The sequence below is a fragment of the Phytohalomonas tamaricis genome (assembly GCF_003012345.1).
GTDB lineage: Bacteria > Pseudomonadota > Gammaproteobacteria > Pseudomonadales > Halomonadaceae > Phytohalomonas > Phytohalomonas tamaricis.
Genome location: NZ_PVRV01000023.1, coordinates 80,042 through 98,665, shown reverse-complemented (window position 1 = coordinate 98,665; position 18,624 = coordinate 80,042). Strand labels below are relative to the sequence as shown.

Genomic DNA, 18,624 nt, shown 5'->3' with positions numbered 1-18,624 from the left:
GAAGCTCGGCCATCCTCGTCGGGCTTTTTTAATCCGTTCAAGGCTTTATCTAGGTACTCTTATGACTGGCTTTCCAGGCGCAGGCGCTGCCATTGGGTTGTCGGCTCATTCAAGCGAAGAGATACATCGACTACCTGCTCTTCCATGTTATTGCGACTGCTGAAGCCTAAATGGCTGATTAAGGCACGCATCGATAGATTGTCCATCATTACTTTACCTATCATTTCCAGCGTACCGATACCGCGACAGTAACGGATCAGTTTTTCCATCAGCACCTTGCCTATCCCCTGCCCTTGAAGATCGTCACGGATAATGACGGAAAATTCAGTGCGAATATTGTCCGGATCATTCCATACCCGCACGACCCCCAACATTTCACGTTTACCTTGTGCATCGGTATGCTCGGCAATAAAGGCCATCTGCCTGTCATAATTTATCTGCGTTAGCAGGGCAAGATCGCTTCTCGTCAGCTCCGCCTTGTGATGAAAGTAGCGAAAACGGATGCTCTGCTCTGATAAATAGGTGTGGAAATCACTGATTAACGGAGCATCTTCTCCACGAATGGGGCGCACCTCGACGTGCATGCCATTCTCCAGCGTGATCCACTCTCGTAGCTCTTCAGGGTACGGCATGATGGCAAAGCGCGCTGGCGTGCCCAAGTCCATGGCAAAGTCGACAGCCATCAGGCTGTCTCGATTGAGCACCAGCGGATTGATCTCGATCCCCTTCAACTCCGGCAAATCTGATGACATCTGTGACAGCTTGACCAGCAACTGACAAATCCGCGCAATATCGTCTTCGGGCTCGCGGGAATGCTCCTCAATGAGAGAATACGCATGACTATGCATGACGAGATTACGCGCCAGTGTCATGTTCAATGGTGGAAGCGCTACCTGACGGTCCCTCATCACATCCACTTTGTAGCCGCCGAGGCCAAAGACAATAAGCGGACCGAATACGGCGTCGCGAGTGATACCAGCACAGAGTTGCAAGGACTGCTTGCCACGCTGCATCGGCTGGATGCAGTAACTATAAATTTGGCTATCAGGATGCTGATGACGCGTTTCACTCTGTAGATGCTTGATACCATTAGCGACATCTTCAGGCGTATCGAGATCCTGCAGGACACCGGCCGTTAACTGATGAGGCTGAGCGCGATACTGATAAGGCAGACTATTGGATTCATGCACTATCTTCAGAGCCTTCGAGCCGTGTATCTGGTCGGCAACGGCCGCCCCCTCCTCAGGCGTTTTGACATAGCGGCTTTGCGCCGTATCAATGCCATAGGCATTGAGCACGAATCCTGTTTCTTCATGCGTAAGACGGTCGCGCTGGCGTCGTTTGGCATCTTCAATCAAGGCATGGCAACGTTTGCGAATATCAGCATTGGTCGCGAAAGAGAGCGTTGGAGGTGTTTCCTGCAATAGCGCCTGGACCCGCTGATAATCGACCATCAGCATGAACGCCTTGACTGCTTTTTCGGGAGTGAGATAAGTAGGGATCCCCGCCAGGTTGCATTCATGACGCGCCGAGAGTGCCTCTTCAAGCCCCATCCAGCTGGTTAACAGATTGCGTTTTATCTCCTTGCGATGCGCAATGATCGCCTCGGCGGTCACTTTTGAAGGCGCCATACGCGTCGGCGCATGGACGACCAGCACGGCATCCACATTGTCATCAGCAGCGACAATACGTAGTGCTTCAACAAAACGTTCAGGCGTAGCTGCCCCACCCAGGTCAACCGGATTACGACCGGGCAGGCTCATGTCGTAATCGTGTTCGACCAGAATGGCGCGTGTCGCCTCACTGAATTCGGCAAGCCGCCCGCCGCTGCTGATCAATTTGTCGATGGCAAGTAACGCCGGGCCAAGGCCATTGGAGATAATCGCTAACCGGTTGCTGCCACGCAGTGGCCGCATGCGCGTCAACGTTTCCAATCCGTCATAAAGCTCATCGGAATTATCGACACGCACCACTCCGGCTCTGGCGAAAGCGGCATCATAGACTCGGTCACGATTGGCAATCCCCGGTGTGGGCTGTTCCCCGGAGATATCGGATTGCGGCGTACGCCCGCTCTTGATCGCCAGTACCAAACGGTTGCGGGAAGCCTCGCGCAAGGCTGTCATGAAATGCATCGCATCGTGAATACGTTCAAGATGCAGCAAGATTGCTCGGCTTGGTGCGTATTGGTTAATGTAATCAATCACGTCGGGGAGCATGACATCGATGCTGTCTCCCAGCGTTACCACATGCGAAAAGCCAATACCGCGGCCGGCGGCCCAATCAATCATGGCATTGCCCAGCATCCCCGACTGGCCTAGATAAGCGACCTTGCCTGCCTTGAGGGGCTGGCTGGCATAAGTAGCATTTAGCTTACGCCCAGGTACGGCAACTCCCAGACATTCAGGACCGAGCACACGTACACCGGAAGTGATTGCCGCCTGCATCAACCTGCGTCGTAGCGAATGCTCACTGTCATCGTCATTAAGCTGCGCACCACCGGACAGCACCATCGCTGCCTGCACACCGAACTGACCTAACTGCAAAATTGTTTCTGCAATAACCTCAAGCGGCGTGCAGAGGATGGCCAGATCAGGCTTCGCGGGCAGCGCCTCAATGGTTTGAACATTCTGACAACCATGTACCGCATCGTAGTCATTGGGATTGACTGACCAAAGCTGGCCTGAAAAACCACCGTCGATCAGGTTGCGGATGACCATCCCGCCCATCGAATGAGGCTTTTCCGAACCGCCTATCACTACAATCGAGCGTGGCTCGAAGAAATGGTGCAGAAAACGTGTGCCCACAGTAGCTCCCCCACTGATAACAGCCCAAATCCCGTGCATTGAGTCTAGTCTTACGACCTAAGACCACTGTTATACAAGTGGCTATAAGGCGTATGTTCAAGGCATAAGGTCGCATAGCCAGACCGTGACGAGATATTCCAGACAATGATTACTTCCTACATCACGCATCCTGACTGCACGCGACATTACATGGGCCCTTGGCATCCAGAGAGTCCTCAACGTCTCGAAGCGATCCGGGCCCGACTGGCCTTGAGCGGCGTACTGCAACATACCATGCAGTACGACGCACAGATCGCCAGTGAAGAACAGATTCTACGCGTGCACCCTCACTCGCATATTCTGATGCTGCATAACCAGCTCGGAGAAGGCACAGCTAATAGTGAGGATCTTGTCTGCGTGGGAGATGATACCTTCATGAACAAAACCAGTCTGGAGGTGGCCCGCGTTGCTGCTGGCGCCGTCATTCGCGGTGTTGATCAGCTGTTCAGACAGCAGGCTGATAATGTGTTCTGTGCCGTTCGCCCGCCCGGTCATCATGCTGAACGCGCCCAAGCGATGGGATTTTGTTTCTACAATAATGTGGCCATTGCGGTTGCCCACGCCAAGGCTGTCTACGGCGTGAAGCGTGTTGCCATCCTTGATTTCGATGTACATCAGGCGAATGGCACCGTCGATATCTTCAAAAATGATCCTGATGTACTGCTGTGTTCCAGCTTTCAAGCGAATTTTTATCCGTGGCGCTACCTGCAGTCGCATTGGGATCACATCGTCAACACGCCCTTGGCCCAAGGCGCAGGAAGCCGTGAATTCCGTCATGCGGTAGAGCACTTCTGGCTGCCGGCATTACAACAGCACCGTCCCGAGGTCGTCTTTATTTCAGCGGGCTTTGATGCACATCGTGAAGATCCCATGGGCGAGTTGAATCTGGACGAAGACGATTATTTCTGGGCAACGCAGCTGGCCATTGATATCGCCCGTACTTACAGCCAGGGACGCCTTTTGTCAGTACTGGAAGGCGGTTATCAGCTCGAAGCGTTAGGCCGCAGCGTCGAGGCTCATCTTAAAGGGCTTATCGGACTGCATTGAACCAAAGCCATTCACATGACAGAAGAAGATATCGATAGAGTATCCAAACGCCTGAAGTGGGCAGGTTGTGCTAGCATCTGCCCACACCTTTTACCCCAACCGTGACAATGACCTCACCCACCGACCAAGACGCCGCCTTACGTATCGCTTCAGGACGCAAGCCTTTTGTTGAACCCTTAAGACTTGGGGAGCGTTTAAAGGAGCTGCGTCTCGCCCAGCGCTGGACGCTGGAAGATGTCAGCCAACGCACGGGGCTTGCCCGTTCGACCTTATCGAAGATCGAAAACGATCAGATATCGCCAACCTTCATGGTGGTCCAGAAACTCATCAATGGGCTCAACATTGATCTACCCCAGCTGTTGAGACAGCCACGTCAGCAGCAGCGTCCCTCGGGGCGCAGGGATATTACCCGCAAAGGTGATGGCAGATCGCATCCAACACCGACCTATGAGCATGAGCTCCTTTCCTGGCAGTTAGCGCAAAAGCGCATGATTCCATTCAAAACGATCGTACGCGCACGACACATCGAGGATTTTGCCGATTGGGTCCGCCATGGCGGTGAGGAATTCCTGATGGTACTGGAAGGCGCCATTTTACTTTACAGCGAGTGCTATGAGCCCCTCCATCTCGAAGCGGGTGATAGCCTTTACTTTGATAGCGACATGGGCCATGCCAAGGTATCAGTCAGTGAAGAAGACGCCGTGGTCTTGTCGGTATGCACGCCACGTGAAGAAGATGATTAAAGTCGGGCAATGATCGGCTGCTTGTCGCGTCAACCATTGCCCGGGGCTACTATCGCTATCGGCTACTGTCCTCTACCTATCAGTCGCGCGGAGCCATCATTCTTGCCGTATGCGCCTTGCCATAATGCGTAACTGCCCAAGCGTACATCGCCAGCCCCACTACCATCCATCCACCGAAAATAAGCCACTCAACACCCGTCAGCGCAGCGGGACTGCCGGGTAGATAAAGACACGTTAATCCGGCCGAGAGCACGACAGCGAGTATACCTACCAGCTTCCCTTGCGAAACCTTGAATGGACGCGGCATTTCAGGCTCCCGGTAACGCAGCACAAGAAAAGAGAGCGCGACAAACAAGTAGGCAATGACAATGCCTAATCCGCCAGCATCGACGAGCCAGACCATCGCTGGCCGACCCAATAAAGGCGCCAGCGATGAGATAAGGCCAATCAAGAGAATGGCATTCGTTGGGGTACGGTATTTGTGATGAAGCTTGGCCAGAAATGCCGGCAGCATCCCCGCATGGGCAAGGGCATAAATCGCGCGTGAACCACCAATGTAAAAAGCGTTCCAACTGGTGATGATTCCGGCAACGCCTGCAAGAATCATCAAGTTAGCGGCCCATGGAGCATTAAAAACAGCCTGCATTGCCGCTGGCACAGCAAGCACATCACCCCCGAGCGCATCTGCTGGCATCATTAATGAGGTGCCGAACACGATCAAGGCATACCACACCACGGCAAGAATGACCGACACGGTCAGCACCCGCCCAATCTCGCGAAAAGGTAAGTTGATTTCCTCAGCGGCCTGCGGAATGACGTCGAAGCCCACGAACAGGAACGGGACCATGATCAAGACAGCCATGATACCGCCCGAGCCGCCAGTAAATAGCGGCTCAAGTGTAGTGACCTGACCACGAAACAGAGCACCACTGATGAACAAAACACCAACAACTAGAATTAACATCGTTACCAGACGCTGAATCAATGCCGCCATGGTCACGCCCAGATAGTTGATCGCCATCATCACGAGTGAACCAATACTGCCTACCGCTACCCAGGAAAGCGTTACATCCCAACCCGCTATGGTCCACAGATGACCAACCGGATAATCAGGAAACAAGGTTTGTACGACCGTAGGCAATGCTACAGCCTCAAAAGCCACCACGCTGATATAGCCCAGTACGATCGCCCAGGTACAGATAAAAGAGGCCAGATGGCCCAAAGCGCGATAGCTGTAGACATGCTCACCGCCTACCTGCGGCATTGCAGAAGCGAGCTCGGCATAGGTCAACCCTACCAGCACGATGGCCGCGCCACCGATCAAGAACGCGACGACGGCACCGAGGCTGCCTGCTTCAACAATGAATTTGCCTGTGAGTACGATCCAGCCCCACCCGATCATGGCACCAAAGGCGAGAGCCAGAACATCTTTACGTGCCAGGACGCGAACAAGGTCATGACGATTGCTGGAAGTGGACATGATGGGTCTCCGCGGCTATTGACTGTTGTTATCGCTGTGACTGAGATGATGTCGTTCAACTTTTAAAGCTATATAAGCGCAAGGCAATCAACATAATATTCAGCAGACAGTAATATCAAGCGTAAGTTATTGTTATTAGCGCACTTACTTTCCTGACGCACATGAAATACTTAACAGCATCATTTTTCCCTATCCGCCTTGAGGCTCTACAATGGAGCCATTGCTGTGAACTACCGGAGACACACCATGCAACAGTTTGATCAGGATACGCGTACCGAGCTTGAAGCCGCTGCTTTTCGGCAATTGCTTGAGCATCTCGACGCCAACAAGGATGTGCAGAACATCGACCTCATGATCCTTGCCGACTTCTGTCGTAACTGCTTGTCCAAATGGTTAGTTGCCGCGGCCAAACAGCGCGATCTAGAGCTGGACTATGAAACGGCTCGTGAACATGTATATGGCATGCCCTATGCACAGTGGAAAGAGCTTTATCAGCAACCCGCTACAGAGCAGCAATTAGCCGCACTGGAAGCCCGCCAGCAACGCAAGCAGGCTGATAAGGAAGGAAGTCCAGCATGAGCGACGAGCAGATAGGCTTGAATATTGCCGTGTTGACAATCTCAGATACGCGCACCGAAGAGACAGACCGTTCGGGGCAGGCGCTCGTCGAAAGCCTCCTGGCTGCGGGGCATCAGCTAGTTGAAAAGCGTATTGTGCCTGACGATCTTTATCGTATCCGCGCCCAGGTAGCGACATGGATCGCCGAGGAGCATGTTCAGGTGGTGCTTACCACGGGCGGCACCGGCTTTACTGGACGCGACTCAACGCCGGAAGCTGTACGGCCATTGTTTGATAGTGAAATCGAAGGATTTGGCGAGCTGTTTCGTCATGTCTCCTGGCAGGAAATTGGCAGCTCCACCATTCAAAGCCGCTGCGTGGCAGGTTTTGCCAACCGCACCGTAGTGTTCTGCCTGCCCGGGTCTACCGGTGCCTGCCGCACAGCCTGGAATAGCATTTTGCTTGAGCAGCTCGATAGCCGTCATCGCCCCTGCAATTTTGCCAATCTTGTTATTCCTGGACGAGGCCAGCATGGCTGAACTCCATGACATTGAAACGGCCCTTGCTACGCTTTTAAGCGATATCGTACCCCTAGCAACCGAGCTTCTGCCCCTTGAGCAGGCTGCAGGGCGTGTTCTTGCCGAAACGCTATATGCCAAGCATGACATGCCACCAGCTAATAACAGCGCAATGGATGGCTATGCGCTGCGTGCCGCTGACGCGGGTAAACGTCTACCGATATCGCAGCGTATCCTTGCGGGTCATGCCCCATCACCCCTGGTTCAAGGCAGTTGTGCACGCATTTTTACAGGCGGTGTGCTGCCTGAAGGTGCTGACAGCGTAGTCATGCAGGAAAACGTTGAGGTAGAGGGTAATGAGGCCTTCATCCCCACACCGGTAGAAGTAGGCAATAATGTGCGCTATCGCGGGCGTGAAATATGCGCTGGTGAGCCGCTCATGGTAGCCGGTGAGCGCATCAATGCTGCAGGGCTTGGCTTTCTCGCCAGCCAGGGCATCGCCAGTGTAAACGTCAGCAGACGCCCACGTGTTGCACTGCTTTCCACTGGCGACGAACTCATCATGCCAGGTCAGGCATTGGCTCCTGGGCAAATCTATAATTCCAATCGCTTCATGCTGACCCAAATGCTGCATGACTTCGGTGCCGAGGTCATGGTCATCGATAATGTCATCGACACCTTTGAAGCGACACGCGATGCACTGAAACAGGCCGCACAAGAGACTGATATTGTCGTTACCTCGGGCGGCGTATCGGTAGGCGAAGCCGATCACGTTCGCCCCGCTGTTGCCGAACTCGGCCAGATCGATTTATGGCGGCTTGCCATCCGTCCCGGCAAGCCGTTGGCAATGGGGCGTATCGGCAAAGCACGCTTTATCGGGTTGGCAGGCAATCCTGTATCGAGTTTCGTAGGCAGCTGGCTTTTTCTGCGCCCGCTGCTGGGCAGACTCATGGGGTGCCCTGCCATGCAGACGTTGCCGGAACTTAGCGCCCAAGCCAATTTCTCCACCCGGACGGCTGGGCGTACTCACTATATGCGAGTAAAGGTGCATTTCGACAACGAAGGCATTCGTGCCGAAGCCTACGATGATCAAGATTCATCCGTTTTACGCTCGTGCGTCTATGCAGATGCTCTAGCCGTCATTCCCGCACACACAGAAATATCTCGGGGTGATCGCGTGCGCTGCCTGCATCTTCTAGCATGACAAGGCCACTCGCCTCCGAGCAAGGTCAACGGGTTGATAGGTGTTATTTTAAATTTTGGATGAATCCACCATTCATGGTTTGACAAGGAGTCCCCATGCCGGCTAGAGCACATGTTCCTGCCTGGATAATAGGATCAATATTAGGCGCCATGACGCTTCCCGCGCTGGCCGAAACGACCGGTGTCGAAGATTGGTCCTATGGAGAGGAGTCTGGCCCTGATAGCTGGGCCAGTCTTAACCCGATTTACGAGCGTTGCGGAAGCGGTGTCAATCAATCTCCAGTGGACTTGGGCAAGAAAGTCCTTGATGCACAGCTGCCCAAACTTGAAATCGACTATCCCGCCCCGCTACTGGTGATGAGGCGCACAGCCAATAGCGTTACATCTGAAGGTCCAAGTGGCAACACGGTTACGCTCAATGATCATGAGTACGCACTACGCCGGATCGAGTTCCATAATCCAGCTGAGCATGCCGTTAACGGCAAGCGCTCACCGATGGAGATACAACTGGTTCACAGCGATACACTGGATAATACGCTCATTATCTCGGTGTTCATTGAACCAGGAGATGAGTCAAACGTTATCGATCGGCTTTGGAGTAACGTTCCCGCTGTTGATCGCTCAATGCCATTGAATGGAGAGCTCACACCGGATGAGCTACTGCCTGCCACTCACGATGCTTGGCAATACAATGGCTCACTGACGACACCGCCCTGTACGGAGGGTGTCAGCTGGTGGGTCATGAAACAGCCCATTCACGCCTCTCAACAACAGATTGATCAGTTCAGGCAGTGGCTGGATGTCGACAGCGTGCGGCCTCTGCAACCCTTGAATGCACGCTTTGTATTGCAGTAACTCGCCTTATGCGTACGGGCCTGGACGTAACGACAAGAAACGAGTTTCCATCTCAGGCCATAGCTGCTGGAACGTTCGCTCGAATGTATCGTATTCCTGTTCAAGCCATGGAACACTTGCTGCTAGGCGGTTGGGGCCACTCAACCGCCGGCCAATCCCGGCAATAGCCTGACAGGTAAACCCGAAATCCTTGTAGCCACGCAGCCAATCTCCATTGATCATGCCATTCAGCGTACCTGAAAGCCTTGCCGGCCATTCATCCCGGCCTTGGAGCAGTACCTGGTAACTACGTTCAATCAATGCCTCCGGCGACCGTTGCGCCAGAAAATGATCCCAAATCAGATCAAATGCGATAGCGACTACCCGTCGGTGCTCTGACGGTGCGCTACGGCGCAACTGCATGACAAGCGGATGATGATCGATGAAGGTATCCACCTGACGATGATGGCGCACCCCTTCTGCGACTGCGTTGCTCAATTCACCCAGCGCGGCGCCTTTAATACCATCAGCAATCAGATTTCCAAACAGGAAGTCATCGTCGCCATGATGGGCAAGATGAGCATGACCAAGAAAATTCATTCGGCGTGATTATAAACAGTTTGTCGGTTTGGGAAGCCCCGCAAGACGCGCAGCAACTTTGGGCGGACTTTCGGGAAACAGCGTCATTAAATAGATCGAGCGTCCTTTCTCTTCACCCAATGTTTGCTTAACTGCTTTTATCAGCGGACGCATGGCCGGGGCCAGTTCATAGCGTGTATAGAAATCACGTAGTAACCATATGATTTCCCAATGCGCCTCAGTGAGTTCTCTTCCTTCTTCTCCTGCCAGCGCCTGTGCAACCTCCGGTGACCAATCGTTTAGATTGACCAAATAGCCCTCCGGGTCGAGTGCAACCTCATGCGCTGCAACAGTGATATAACGATCAATTGCATTAGCCATCAAAACCAGCTCACTACTTTGTCGGCCTGTTCAGTCAAAGCGACGAAACCATCGACGTCAACGATATTCACACAGGGATCACACCGCTGACTCAAGCCCCGCGCTTCAAGGTCCTCCTTGAGTGCATAAAGGCGCTCATCAATAGTGGGCAACAGCGTTATGCCCGCCTTGAGCGCAGCGCTGACGCCATCTTCGATCAGTAGAACACGATCTTCATTCACCATGGCGCGAAGCATATCTTCATGTACACGACTCGCAAAAGGAGACCGGTTCAAAATATGTAATACCATTGACGACTCCAAGCCTGCATATTCAAAACGTCAATACGATATCGTGCTCGGCGATCAGCTCGGCGGGGTCAACATATTCGATGGCCACCATCAAATCCTTGGTCTCAAGCCCACGGGCTATCAGCGCTTGCTCATCGACACAGAGCCGCTCTATATCATACATCGGCAATACATCGATCATCGGCGCTGTGCCTTTCTGGCCTAAAGCACCCACTTGCTGTTCCGAACACAGGGTAAATACCCCATCACCCATAAACAGCAGCGAAACCTCCTGCCCTAATGCTGCACCCACGAGCGCCGCTTCCAGTCCTTCACGTGACCAACTGCTGCCATGAGGGGCATGGCGAAGCACAATCAATATACGTTTACTCGTCATATTATATCCGCCTATCAGGCGCCGAAAGTGACAACACAATCATGCGTAAGAGCGGCATCCAGTAGCTGACCAAGCCCTGTCAGTTCAAATTCAGGCGCAAGAGAATCACCATCCAAGCCGTGGCGGCGAGCTTCCTTATTATCGACAATGCCACGCTTGAGCGCGGAAGCAACACATACCAGCAGCGAGGTGTTATGTGCCTTTGCCAATAATGACCAGCGTTGGCGAAGATTCGGCTCATCCTGAGGCGGCGTCATTAAGCGCGTCGCGTTGTAAATGCCATCATGATAAAAAAAAACCGTTGCCGCTCGATGACCTCGGTGAGGCAATGCCTCAGCAAATCTTAATGCCGAATGTGCAGCCTGCTGACTATAAGGGGCACCATAAACAATAAGCGCATAATTCATGTTGACCTCTATTCCCGCTCAAATAAAACGGCCCCGCCATGGCGGGGCCTGTCACATCTACTATGCCAAATCGAATCGATCAATCGTCCGAAGCGAAACCAAGCAATGAAAGCAGGCTGATGAAAAGATTATAGATGGCGACATATAAACTGATAGTCGCAAGAATATAGTTGGTCTGACCGCCATGCACGAGTTGGCTCGTTTCATACAAAATGACCGCAGAAGAAAACAGAACAAAACCGGCGGAGACCACCAGCGCCAAGCCAGTAATATTGAATACCAAAGCCGCGACCATCGCCAGCACCAATACAATGGCACCCGCCAGGATGAAGTTGCCTAGAAAGCTGAAGTCCTTGCGCGTAATCAACGCAACAGCCGATAACCCTGCAAAGGTTATCCCCGTCATGCCCAACGCTGTCATGACAATGCCTGCACCGTTCGGCAAGGACAAATACATATTCAACACAGGGCCGAGGGTAAAGCCCATGAATCCGGTAAACGCAAACGCGGCCAAAATACCTGCTGCCGAATTCTGCAGTTTATGGACTAAAAACATCAGACCGTAAGCCCCCATGAAGAAGACAAAAATATTCATCCGCCCAACACTCATAGCCATTGCCAGCCAAGCCGTAACGGCAGAAAACAGCAATGTCATGGACAGCAGCATATAAGTGTTGCGCAACACTTTATGCGTATCAACTGCACCAGCACCTGCACGCTGCTGCATTTCGTAGGTTTGATTGGCCATCTAAGAGCCCTCCGTAAAAGAAACTACTTTTTCTATGTTCAGAATGACCTGTACGCAAGCTACTCGCAAGGGTATAGCAAATCTCTAGCTTAAGAACGTTAAGTCTATGATCATTAATGGGATGCTTGACGTGAGAAATAAAGCTGGTAATATAGCTCGCCGTGAGACGGAGGGATGGCAGAGCGGTTGAATGCACCGGTCTTGAAAACCGGCAAGGGTTTATAGCCCTTCCAGGGTTCGAATCCCTGTCCCTCCGCCACTCACTTGATTTATAAGGCTTTTTCTCTTCTTTTTCTTCCAATCAAATCTTCTATTCGACGCACCGGACTTTCAATGTGCTTAGAATGTGATTGGAGCTTCTCTACAGCTTCCCTTGCTCGATGTGGCGCCAAGTGCGCGTACTTCTCAGTCATCGTAATTGTCGAATGACCTAACACCTCTTTCACATCAGCCAATGGCACCCCTTCCGATACCATCCATGATGCTGCGGTATGCCTCAGATCATGAATACGGAAGTCGCTTATGCCTGCTTCTTTACATGCTGATTTAAAGCCTTCGCGTATCGCTACCAATCGCTCACCATGCTTATTGCAAAATACCCAGGGCGAATGTGGACAGTAAGTGGCGCGAAAACTTGCCCGAGACATGATGGCGGCCATCGCAACGTCATTAAGCGGCACCCCTCGCCTTCGCTTTGATTTAGTATCTGCACCATCCAGCCACATCAATCGCCTCGACATATCAACACGAGACCATTCTAGCTTGAGCATCTCATTCATCCGGCAACCGGTATGCAGTGCCAATTGAATGAAGTCAGCCAGGCGATCTCCATAACGCAATTGGCTGGCGCATTGAATCAAGCGAGCAGCTTCCGCCTTTGTAAGCCAGCGCACTCTACCCTCGGGCTCTTCGAGCATTCGGCCCTTGACTGGGTTGGGCAATTGCCATTCCATTTGAACGATGGCGTAATTGATTGCGGCTTGCAGCGTGGCAAGCTCTCTATTTACTGTCGAATCACTAACTCCTTGCTTTTGGCGCCAAGATATAAAGGCGCGCACGTCTTGCCCACGTAGCGTCTTCATATCCTTGCCAGCAAAGAAGTCATAGAGCTTGCCGATCCGTTGCTTTATGTCGGAAATCGATCTTTTCTTCATGGAGGCCAGGATGAACTCACTGGCCACCTCTTCGAAAAGCCGCTCTGGCTCCTCTCCCCATGCAGATTGTCTAAAGAGCTGCGCTCGCCACTTCCCCTCTAAGGCTTCGGCTTCGCGCTTATCTACCGTCCGAGTAGATCGTCTAATCGGGTTCCCGCCGTTAGGCGGTGTGATAAAGACCCACCAGTAAGGCGATCCTGGTCGTTTGTAAGGCATTGCATTCTCCCATCCACAACGCCGGACGCACCGCGATATTGCGATGCCGGTGCATCCGCGTCAATTTGTTCGCGCAGTTTTGCCAAGTGAACCATCCGCCGTGAACCAAGCCAGACCCACGGTATCGAGCCGTCGTCCATGCGCCGGCTGACGGTTGAACGGTCACAATCAAGCATCTTTGCAGCGGTACCGATGCTGATAAGCAGCTTGTCCATCGCATTCCCCAAAATTCAGACATAAAAAAACCGGCATCTGCCGGTGTGTTGTGACCATCTTCATGTCACCGTGCTTGCATGTATGGCAACGTTGCCGTGACTCGGTTGGCCAGCAATCCCGCCTGTGAAGTGATATGCCATCCACCACATTCGCGGCAGCGGTAAATACTCATTACATCCAACTCGAACCTCCGGCATGAGCACATCGCATTCGCTCTCGCTGTTGGCTCGTCAGGATGGCGGCGCTTCTTGATGCAGTGTTCGTGCAATCTATATTTGTGGTTCCTCATCCCAACCTCCGGGCAAAATTAAAGCCGCACATGGCGGCTTGTGGTTGCTATCTATCTCAGGCGATCAATCGCCCCAGTCCTCAGTCAGCAGCGGACAGTACAGCGCATCGCTCTCTGTGAGCTCACATCCAGCCCACGCCGCGTAGAGCCACACGCTGCCGATGAATCCGCCGATCATGAGCGCTATCAGCAGCCCCGCTGTTCGTCTTCGCATTCGTCTTCACTCCATATGTCATCCGGTCCCAAATAGCGTTCAATGGCGACGTTACGAAGCAGGTATTCAAGGCCGAGCCAGCAGCCCAACATGGCAAGCATCAACAGTAACGCGGCTAGGTAGATCATGATTGATCACCTTGCGCATGGGCTCGAAGCTTGCGCTTGATGACGATGTGACGCTCCTGTCGTTTTAATTCGCTCATGCTGCAACGCCCTCCGGCAAGTTCATGAATTTCCGTTCGTGTTCGAAGTTGGCCTCGACGATGGCCTTGGCCAGTGGCGGGCAAACGCTGTTGCCGACGAGCCTGACCTGGGTGTACTTCGGTACCGCTCGGCCTTCGACCTCGGCAAGCTGATAGTCCGCCGGAAATCCCTGCGCCGCGGCGAGTTCGTGTGGCTGCAGCATGCGCATGCCAATGTCGGTAATGACGTACTGCTCGCCCTTGATCACTACTGTGACCAGTTGAAAGCGGTCCTTGGTTGTGACCGTGGGTATGGGCGCTCTTAAGTCACGGCCGGTCTCACCAGAGCCGCTGCCATAGTAAGGAGCGAGGAAAGCAGCCACCGCTGCAGCATGAGTACCACCAGCGCAGATCGTCGGCATAGGCTCACGAATGTCGCGCCCTCCGCGCTCGCTGCCCTTTAGGTTGACTAGGCTGGCGGCGACCAGGGCGTTGTGGTCGGTCGCCGTGACCGTTGGCAGTGGGTTGCGTAAGTCATCACCAACCACGCCGGTAAAGTGCTTGGCGAGGAAAGCCGAGACCAGCCCGTGCTTTTGCCCACCGGCGACGACCGTGCCGAGTGGCTGATGTAGGTCAAGCGTGCGCGGTGCCTGTCCGGGACGCTCACCATATCCGGTTTGTACCAGCGTTGGCGTGACCAGGGCGAAGCCCGGTGATGTGGTGATTGTCTGCAGGGGCTCGCTGAGTGACTGACCACGAAATGCTGAGTACCAACTGGCGGTATGGTTTGCCTTGACTATGAAAGGATCAGCAGTATTGATCACGTATCGCATGACGCCCTTGGCAATCCTTTTGAGCGTATTCTCGGCTAGCGGGCGGTTGCGCTCGAAGATCGAGGGGCACGGAATTGACCAGTCGATGCACTCGGCGGCAGTGCGGTAAGGCTTGAGCTTGCCTCGCTGTACTGCCGGTGCCTTTGGGTCGGCATGTGTTGGTTTCGGCCAGCAGATCGGGCGCCCATCGCGTCGTGCAATTAGAAATAGACGCTTGCGGATCGTTGGCGTGCCGTAATCACAAGCACGCAGCAGCTTCCACTCAACGTCATAGCCATGACGCTTGAGCGTGCGAACGAACGCGTGAAACGTCTGGCCCTTGCGTGCCGGGTCCGGTATCAATTGATCACGCTCGTCTTTGATCAGTGGGCCCCAGGCCTGAAACTCTTCGACGTTTTCCAGGATGATAATGCGAGGCTTCACTTTGGCGGCCCAGCGCGTAGCCACCCATGCCAGGCCGCGCACGCTCTTGCTCACCGGGCGGCCGCCTTTGGCCTTGCTGTGGTGGCGACAGTCGGGCGAGAACCACGCCAAGCCGACTGGCTGGCCCTTGGTCGCCTGCTCCGGGTCGATGTCCCAGACGTCAGCGACGGCATGCTCGCTGTCTGGATGATTAGCGGTGTGAATGGCGATTGCCGCTGCGTCGTGATTGATGGCGAGGTCTACTGGGCGGCCCAGCGCTTGCTCAATACCCTCGCTGGCACCGCCACCACCGGCGAAGTTGTCGACCACGAGCTCGTGACCAAGGTTAAGATGCATATTCATGAGGCAATATCCTGCGCAACACCCTTATCTTTGATTATCAAATCATCTCGATGCAGGCCCAGCTTCATCGCGACCAGCGTGAACAAAAAAGCGGCCGATGAGAGGCCGCTAAGGATCAGAACGTAGGCTAGGAATGTCATGGCTATCTCCCTGATGAGCCGAAACCGAATCCACCGCGATCTGTGTCGGTCAGGTAATCGACAACGGTCAGCTCGTTCATTGAGTACCGCTCGAAGATGATCTGAGCGATGCGCTCGCCGGGCTTGAACTCGACCTTGTGCTTGCCGAGGTTGATCAACGCCACCTTGATCTCCCCGCGGTAGGCGGCATCGATTACCCCGGCATTCACGTCTATGACGTGGTTAACGGCCAAACCGGAGCGCGGTGCTACTCGGCCATACCAACCCGGGCTAATAGCCATTTGAACTCCGGTCGGCAGCACGGCTTGGTCGCCGGGCTCGATGTCTACCCGCTCGACGCAGTACAGGTCGAAGCCAGCATCTGTTGTTCGCTTGCGTGTCGGCACATGCGCCTTGGGATGGCATAGCAGGATCTGCACTTGCGGGCCCATCAGCTCATCGAGCAGCGCCGCTTTCTCGCGCTCAAGCTCTTCATTGCGCTTCTCAAGCATTTCCATGTAATCGGTAACCATGACGTTTCCTTCGGATGTAAAAAAGCCGCTTAGCAGCTATTTGTTGATTGTTTCTTTGTAGGCTTGCCATCGTCGGGCGTATAAAGATTTACTGATCAGCTGGCATCAGAGTTAAAGCAATCGCTTTTATCGAGCGGGCGAGCCGACATAGCGCGCGACGGATATAGCTTGCGGCCCTCGTCGTCATATACCGGCACCGCCTGGTCGCGGCAGTACATGACGGCTTCGATCTCTGCGGTCGCTAGCCCGGTCGCCCTGACAAAAACAGTGCGACGCTTGACGATCCTTCTGGCTTTCAGGCGATACCCGACCACAACCGCATACGGCCATGGCTTGCTGGGATCACTCCTAAGCGGATGGTTGGGGCTAAGGTATTCAGTGCCGAGCATGGCTCCCTCCAGATAAAACAAAGCCCCGCATCAGCAGGGCATCAAATGACCATCAAAAGAAAAGCCGCGCTTGGCGGCTAGGATATGCGGAGTGATTTACTCGGCTTCGCCGTAGCTGAACTCGCCATCGAAGACGTTGTTGTCTTGGACGCCCGCCTCTGCCTGCTCATCCAGTGCGACGGCCTTCTGCATCTCAACGCTGACCGGCAGATATTTGAACAGGCGGCGGATCGCCGTCTTCTTGGCCATCTCTTCGTAGTGATCGCGCCACGGTCCTGAGTTGCCAGCCTTTGACTTGCTGCGGATGGCATCGACATCTTCCTTCCACATGACCTCGATCTGGTGACCACCGCCGACCAGCTTGGCAACGGAGTAGACGGCAACCATCGGCCCCCGGTCGCCTCGTGCTGGCACATGGCGCAGCTTTTCATCTAGTCCATACTCGAAATCGAACTCGTCGTTGTCGTGGACTGTGTGCGCCTGCAGGCTAACCATCTGACCGGAGCGACGTGCCAAGTCGATCATGCCGCGATAACCGATAATGAATTGCGCCTGGTTGCCGTAGGGCACCAAGTAGGCATGGCCAAGTGCCCCGCCTAGTTCGAGGCCAAGCTGTGCCGACTGGATAATGGAGCCGAACAACGTGACTGGATCGCACTTGCCAAGGGCTGGCGTCTTGTTCACCTCTGTCAGTGCGATGCGAGTGATGCGGTCTGGCGTGATGTGTTTTGGCAGGGCCCGGGCAATCTGCGACGTAAAGCGCGGATCTTTCAGCATGCCTTGAATCGTGGTCGGCATCGGCTTCTTCTGCTGCCCGCTGTGCTGCTGCAACTCTTTACCGAGTGTGTCTTGTGTCGCTACTTCGCTCATGCTCTATGCTCCTTTGCCCACCAAGGCAGGCTTAATGTTTCGATGCCAGGCCATGACTCTGACGCCATGCACTCGGCATAGACGGCCATGTCCTGCAGGTAATCGCTGCGGCCCATTTCCTTTGCTTCGTCATCCAGCTTGAAGATCCGCACCGGATACTTGCCGCACTCAATCGACGTGCTGAACGCGATGAATAGAAAGCCTCTCGGCTGCTCTCCAAAGTGCTCGGTGTAACCATCTGAATAGAAGGCGTCTTGGACGTGATAGCGGTATTCGTAGACCGACTTGCTGAACTTCTGAATGTCGGCGGTCGTCTTCAAGTCAACGATCCAGCCGTACTTGCTGAGTGTTTTATCCGGCCTACATCGGGCGTCCTGTCCTGTGCTGACCTCACGCCAATAGATGCTTGCTTCAACGTCTCCCTCGGCCTCTATGAGCTGTCTGGCGAGCGGGTGTGCCATGACGCTCTCGCGTATCAGGTTTACCTTCTTGCCCTCGGCAAACGTCAACGCCGTCCGATCGTCCAGCGTTTCCTCAAACGCTGCCCAGGCATCCTTGCCCGCCTTGGTATTCTTCGGTGCATCCGGCCCTATCGCATACTCCAGCCCGAACCGCTCAGGTTCCAAGATCAGCGCATGGCAAGCATCGCCAATATTCAGCGCGGTCTTCTTCTCTTCATCTTCGGGGGCGTGGCGTGACCACTGGAGTAAGGCGGGGGATTTGTGAAGCAGGTCTAGCTGGGATTTACTGACCGCCGAGCTAGCGTGGTATCGCTCATTGCTGATGTCGCGATAGTAGCCCGGCTCGATTATCTCGGGCTGCATGTGCTAATGTC

General features: G+C 54.0%; 23 protein-coding genes and 1 tRNA gene. 7 read left to right on the top strand and 17 right to left on the bottom strand.

The window, feature by feature from the left end:
* Positions 1 to 59: 59 nt before the first annotated feature.
* Complete coding sequence (locus C3Z11_RS11875) at positions 60 to 2,804, bottom strand: bifunctional acetate--CoA ligase family protein/GNAT family N-acetyltransferase (RefSeq protein ID WP_106478170.1); 2,745 nt, start codon at positions 2,802 to 2,804, stop codon at positions 60 to 62.
* Positions 2,805 to 2,948: 144 nt separating this feature from the next.
* Here C3Z11_RS11875 and C3Z11_RS11870 point away from each other — a divergent pair, with 144 nt between their 5' ends.
* Both C3Z11_RS11870 and C3Z11_RS11865 read left to right on the top strand, forming a co-directional pair.
* On the top strand, positions 2,949 to 3,890 hold the full coding sequence (locus C3Z11_RS11870) for a histone deacetylase family protein (protein ID WP_106478169.1): 942 nt from the start codon (positions 2,949 to 2,951) through the stop codon (positions 3,888 to 3,890).
* Positions 3,891 to 3,997: 107 nt separating this feature from the next.
* Positions 3,998 to 4,633, top strand: coding sequence for a helix-turn-helix domain-containing protein (locus tag C3Z11_RS11865; RefSeq protein WP_106478168.1), 636 nt, complete (start codon positions 3,998 to 4,000; stop codon positions 4,631 to 4,633).
* Between the two features lie 79 nt (positions 4,634 to 4,712).
* Here the strand turns inward: C3Z11_RS11865 and C3Z11_RS11860 are convergent, their stop codons facing one another.
* Complete coding sequence (locus tag C3Z11_RS11860) at positions 4,713 to 6,113, bottom strand: APC family permease (protein WP_106478167.1); 1,401 nt, start codon at positions 6,111 to 6,113, stop codon at positions 4,713 to 4,715.
* A gap of 246 nt (positions 6,114 to 6,359) precedes the next feature.
* Here C3Z11_RS11860 and C3Z11_RS11855 point away from each other — a divergent pair, with 246 nt between their 5' ends.
* The 4 genes from C3Z11_RS11855 (at position 6,360) to C3Z11_RS11840 (ending at position 9,247) form a co-directional block, all read left to right on the top strand.
* Positions 6,360 to 6,692 (top strand): DUF1244 domain-containing protein, encoded by a 333-nt coding sequence (locus tag C3Z11_RS11855; protein WP_106478166.1) that lies wholly within the window; start codon positions 6,360 to 6,362, stop codon positions 6,690 to 6,692.
* Positions 6,689 to 7,210, top strand: coding sequence for a molybdenum cofactor biosynthesis protein B (moaB, locus tag C3Z11_RS11850; protein WP_106478165.1), 522 nt, complete (start codon positions 6,689 to 6,691; stop codon positions 7,208 to 7,210). The genes C3Z11_RS11855 and moaB overlap by 4 nt, the downstream gene beginning before the upstream one ends.
* A complete protein-coding gene (locus tag C3Z11_RS11845) occupies positions 7,203 to 8,393 on the top strand; it encodes a molybdopterin molybdotransferase MoeA (protein WP_106478164.1) in 1,191 nt (396 codons plus the stop codon). Before moaB ends, C3Z11_RS11845 begins: the two co-directional genes overlap by 8 nt.
* A gap of 95 nt (positions 8,394 to 8,488) precedes the next feature.
* Positions 8,489 to 9,247, top strand: a complete 759-nt coding sequence (locus C3Z11_RS11840; protein ID WP_106478163.1) for a carbonic anhydrase — start codon at positions 8,489 to 8,491, stop codon at positions 9,245 to 9,247.
* Between the two features lie 6 nt (positions 9,248 to 9,253).
* On the opposite strand, the gene C3Z11_RS11835 is transcribed toward C3Z11_RS11840, so the two are convergent.
* From C3Z11_RS11835 to C3Z11_RS11810, 6 genes are all read right to left on the bottom strand, one after another.
* Entirely contained in the window at positions 9,254 to 9,826 is a 573-nt protein-coding gene (locus C3Z11_RS11835; RefSeq protein WP_106478162.1) for an acyl carrier protein phosphodiesterase, read from the bottom strand.
* 9 nt (positions 9,827 to 9,835) lie between these two features.
* Positions 9,836 to 10,186, bottom strand: a complete 351-nt coding sequence (locus tag C3Z11_RS11830) for a TusE/DsrC/DsvC family sulfur relay protein (protein WP_106478161.1) — start codon at positions 10,184 to 10,186, stop codon at positions 9,836 to 9,838.
* Positions 10,186 to 10,476, bottom strand: a complete 291-nt coding sequence (gene tusB, locus C3Z11_RS11825) for a sulfurtransferase complex subunit TusB (RefSeq protein ID WP_106478160.1) — start codon at positions 10,474 to 10,476, stop codon at positions 10,186 to 10,188. The genes C3Z11_RS11830 and tusB overlap by 1 nt, the downstream gene beginning before the upstream one ends.
* Positions 10,477 to 10,498: 22 nt before the next feature.
* Positions 10,499 to 10,852 (bottom strand): sulfurtransferase complex subunit TusC, encoded by a 354-nt coding sequence (tusC, locus tag C3Z11_RS11820; RefSeq protein ID WP_106478159.1) that lies wholly within the window; start codon positions 10,850 to 10,852, stop codon positions 10,499 to 10,501.
* A 14-nt stretch (positions 10,853 to 10,866) separates the two neighbouring features.
* Positions 10,867 to 11,259 carry a sulfurtransferase complex subunit TusD gene (gene tusD / locus C3Z11_RS11815; RefSeq protein WP_106478158.1) on the bottom strand — a complete coding sequence of 131 codons (393 nt, stop codon included), beginning with the start codon at positions 11,257 to 11,259 and terminating at the stop codon, positions 10,867 to 10,869.
* 79 nt (positions 11,260 to 11,338) lie between these two features.
* The gene (locus tag C3Z11_RS11810; RefSeq protein ID WP_106478157.1) at positions 11,339 to 12,007 is read right to left on the bottom strand and encodes a Bax inhibitor-1/YccA family protein; all 669 of its coding nucleotides are present in this window, start codon (positions 12,005 to 12,007) and stop codon (positions 11,339 to 11,341) included.
* 168 nt (positions 12,008 to 12,175) lie between these two features.
* Here C3Z11_RS11810 and C3Z11_RS11805 point away from each other — a divergent pair.
* Positions 12,176 to 12,266 (top strand) — tRNA-Ser (locus tag C3Z11_RS11805).
* Positions 12,267 to 12,276: 10 nt separating this feature from the next.
* On the opposite strand, the gene C3Z11_RS11800 is transcribed toward C3Z11_RS11805, so the two are convergent.
* The 9 genes from C3Z11_RS11800 to C3Z11_RS11775 all read right to left on the bottom strand — a co-directional run bounded on the left by C3Z11_RS11800 (position 12,277) and on the right by C3Z11_RS11775 (position 18,613).
* Positions 12,277 to 13,377 (bottom strand): tyrosine-type recombinase/integrase, encoded by a 1,101-nt coding sequence (locus C3Z11_RS11800; protein ID WP_106478156.1) that lies wholly within the window; start codon positions 13,375 to 13,377, stop codon positions 12,277 to 12,279.
* A gap of 569 nt (positions 13,378 to 13,946) precedes the next feature.
* The gene (locus tag C3Z11_RS16905; RefSeq protein WP_158701036.1) at positions 13,947 to 14,096 is read right to left on the bottom strand and encodes a hypothetical protein; all 150 of its coding nucleotides are present in this window, start codon (positions 14,094 to 14,096) and stop codon (positions 13,947 to 13,949) included.
* Positions 14,069 to 14,224 carry a hypothetical protein gene (locus C3Z11_RS16900; RefSeq protein WP_158701035.1) on the bottom strand — a complete coding sequence of 52 codons (156 nt, stop codon included), beginning with the start codon at positions 14,222 to 14,224 and terminating at the stop codon, positions 14,069 to 14,071. Before C3Z11_RS16900 ends, C3Z11_RS16905 begins: the two co-directional genes overlap by 28 nt.
* 73 nt (positions 14,225 to 14,297) lie before the next feature.
* On the bottom strand, positions 14,298 to 15,878 hold the full coding sequence (locus C3Z11_RS11795; protein ID WP_262927380.1) for a DNA cytosine methyltransferase: 1,581 nt from the start codon (positions 15,876 to 15,878) through the stop codon (positions 14,298 to 14,300).
* Positions 15,875 to 16,018 (bottom strand): hypothetical protein, encoded by a 144-nt coding sequence (locus C3Z11_RS16895; RefSeq protein ID WP_158701034.1) that lies wholly within the window; start codon positions 16,016 to 16,018, stop codon positions 15,875 to 15,877. Before C3Z11_RS16895 ends, C3Z11_RS11795 begins: the two co-directional genes overlap by 4 nt.
* Positions 16,019 to 16,020: 2 nt before the next feature.
* Positions 16,021 to 16,530 carry a dUTP diphosphatase gene (dut, locus tag C3Z11_RS11790; protein WP_106478155.1) on the bottom strand — a complete coding sequence of 170 codons (510 nt, stop codon included), beginning with the start codon at positions 16,528 to 16,530 and terminating at the stop codon, positions 16,021 to 16,023.
* A 95-nt stretch (positions 16,531 to 16,625) separates the two neighbouring features.
* Positions 16,626 to 16,919 carry a hypothetical protein gene (locus C3Z11_RS11785; RefSeq protein ID WP_106478154.1) on the bottom strand — a complete coding sequence of 98 codons (294 nt, stop codon included), beginning with the start codon at positions 16,917 to 16,919 and terminating at the stop codon, positions 16,626 to 16,628.
* 96 nt (positions 16,920 to 17,015) lie between these two features.
* Positions 17,016 to 17,789: a recombination protein RecT gene (gene recT, locus C3Z11_RS11780; RefSeq protein WP_106478153.1), complete on the bottom strand. Its 774-nt coding sequence runs from the start codon at positions 17,787 to 17,789 to the stop codon at positions 17,016 to 17,018.
* On the bottom strand, positions 17,786 to 18,613 hold the full coding sequence (locus tag C3Z11_RS11775; protein WP_262927379.1) for a PD-(D/E)XK nuclease-like domain-containing protein: 828 nt from the start codon (positions 18,611 to 18,613) through the stop codon (positions 17,786 to 17,788). Before C3Z11_RS11775 ends, recT begins: the two co-directional genes overlap by 4 nt.
* Positions 18,614 to 18,624 lie beyond the last annotated feature (11 nt).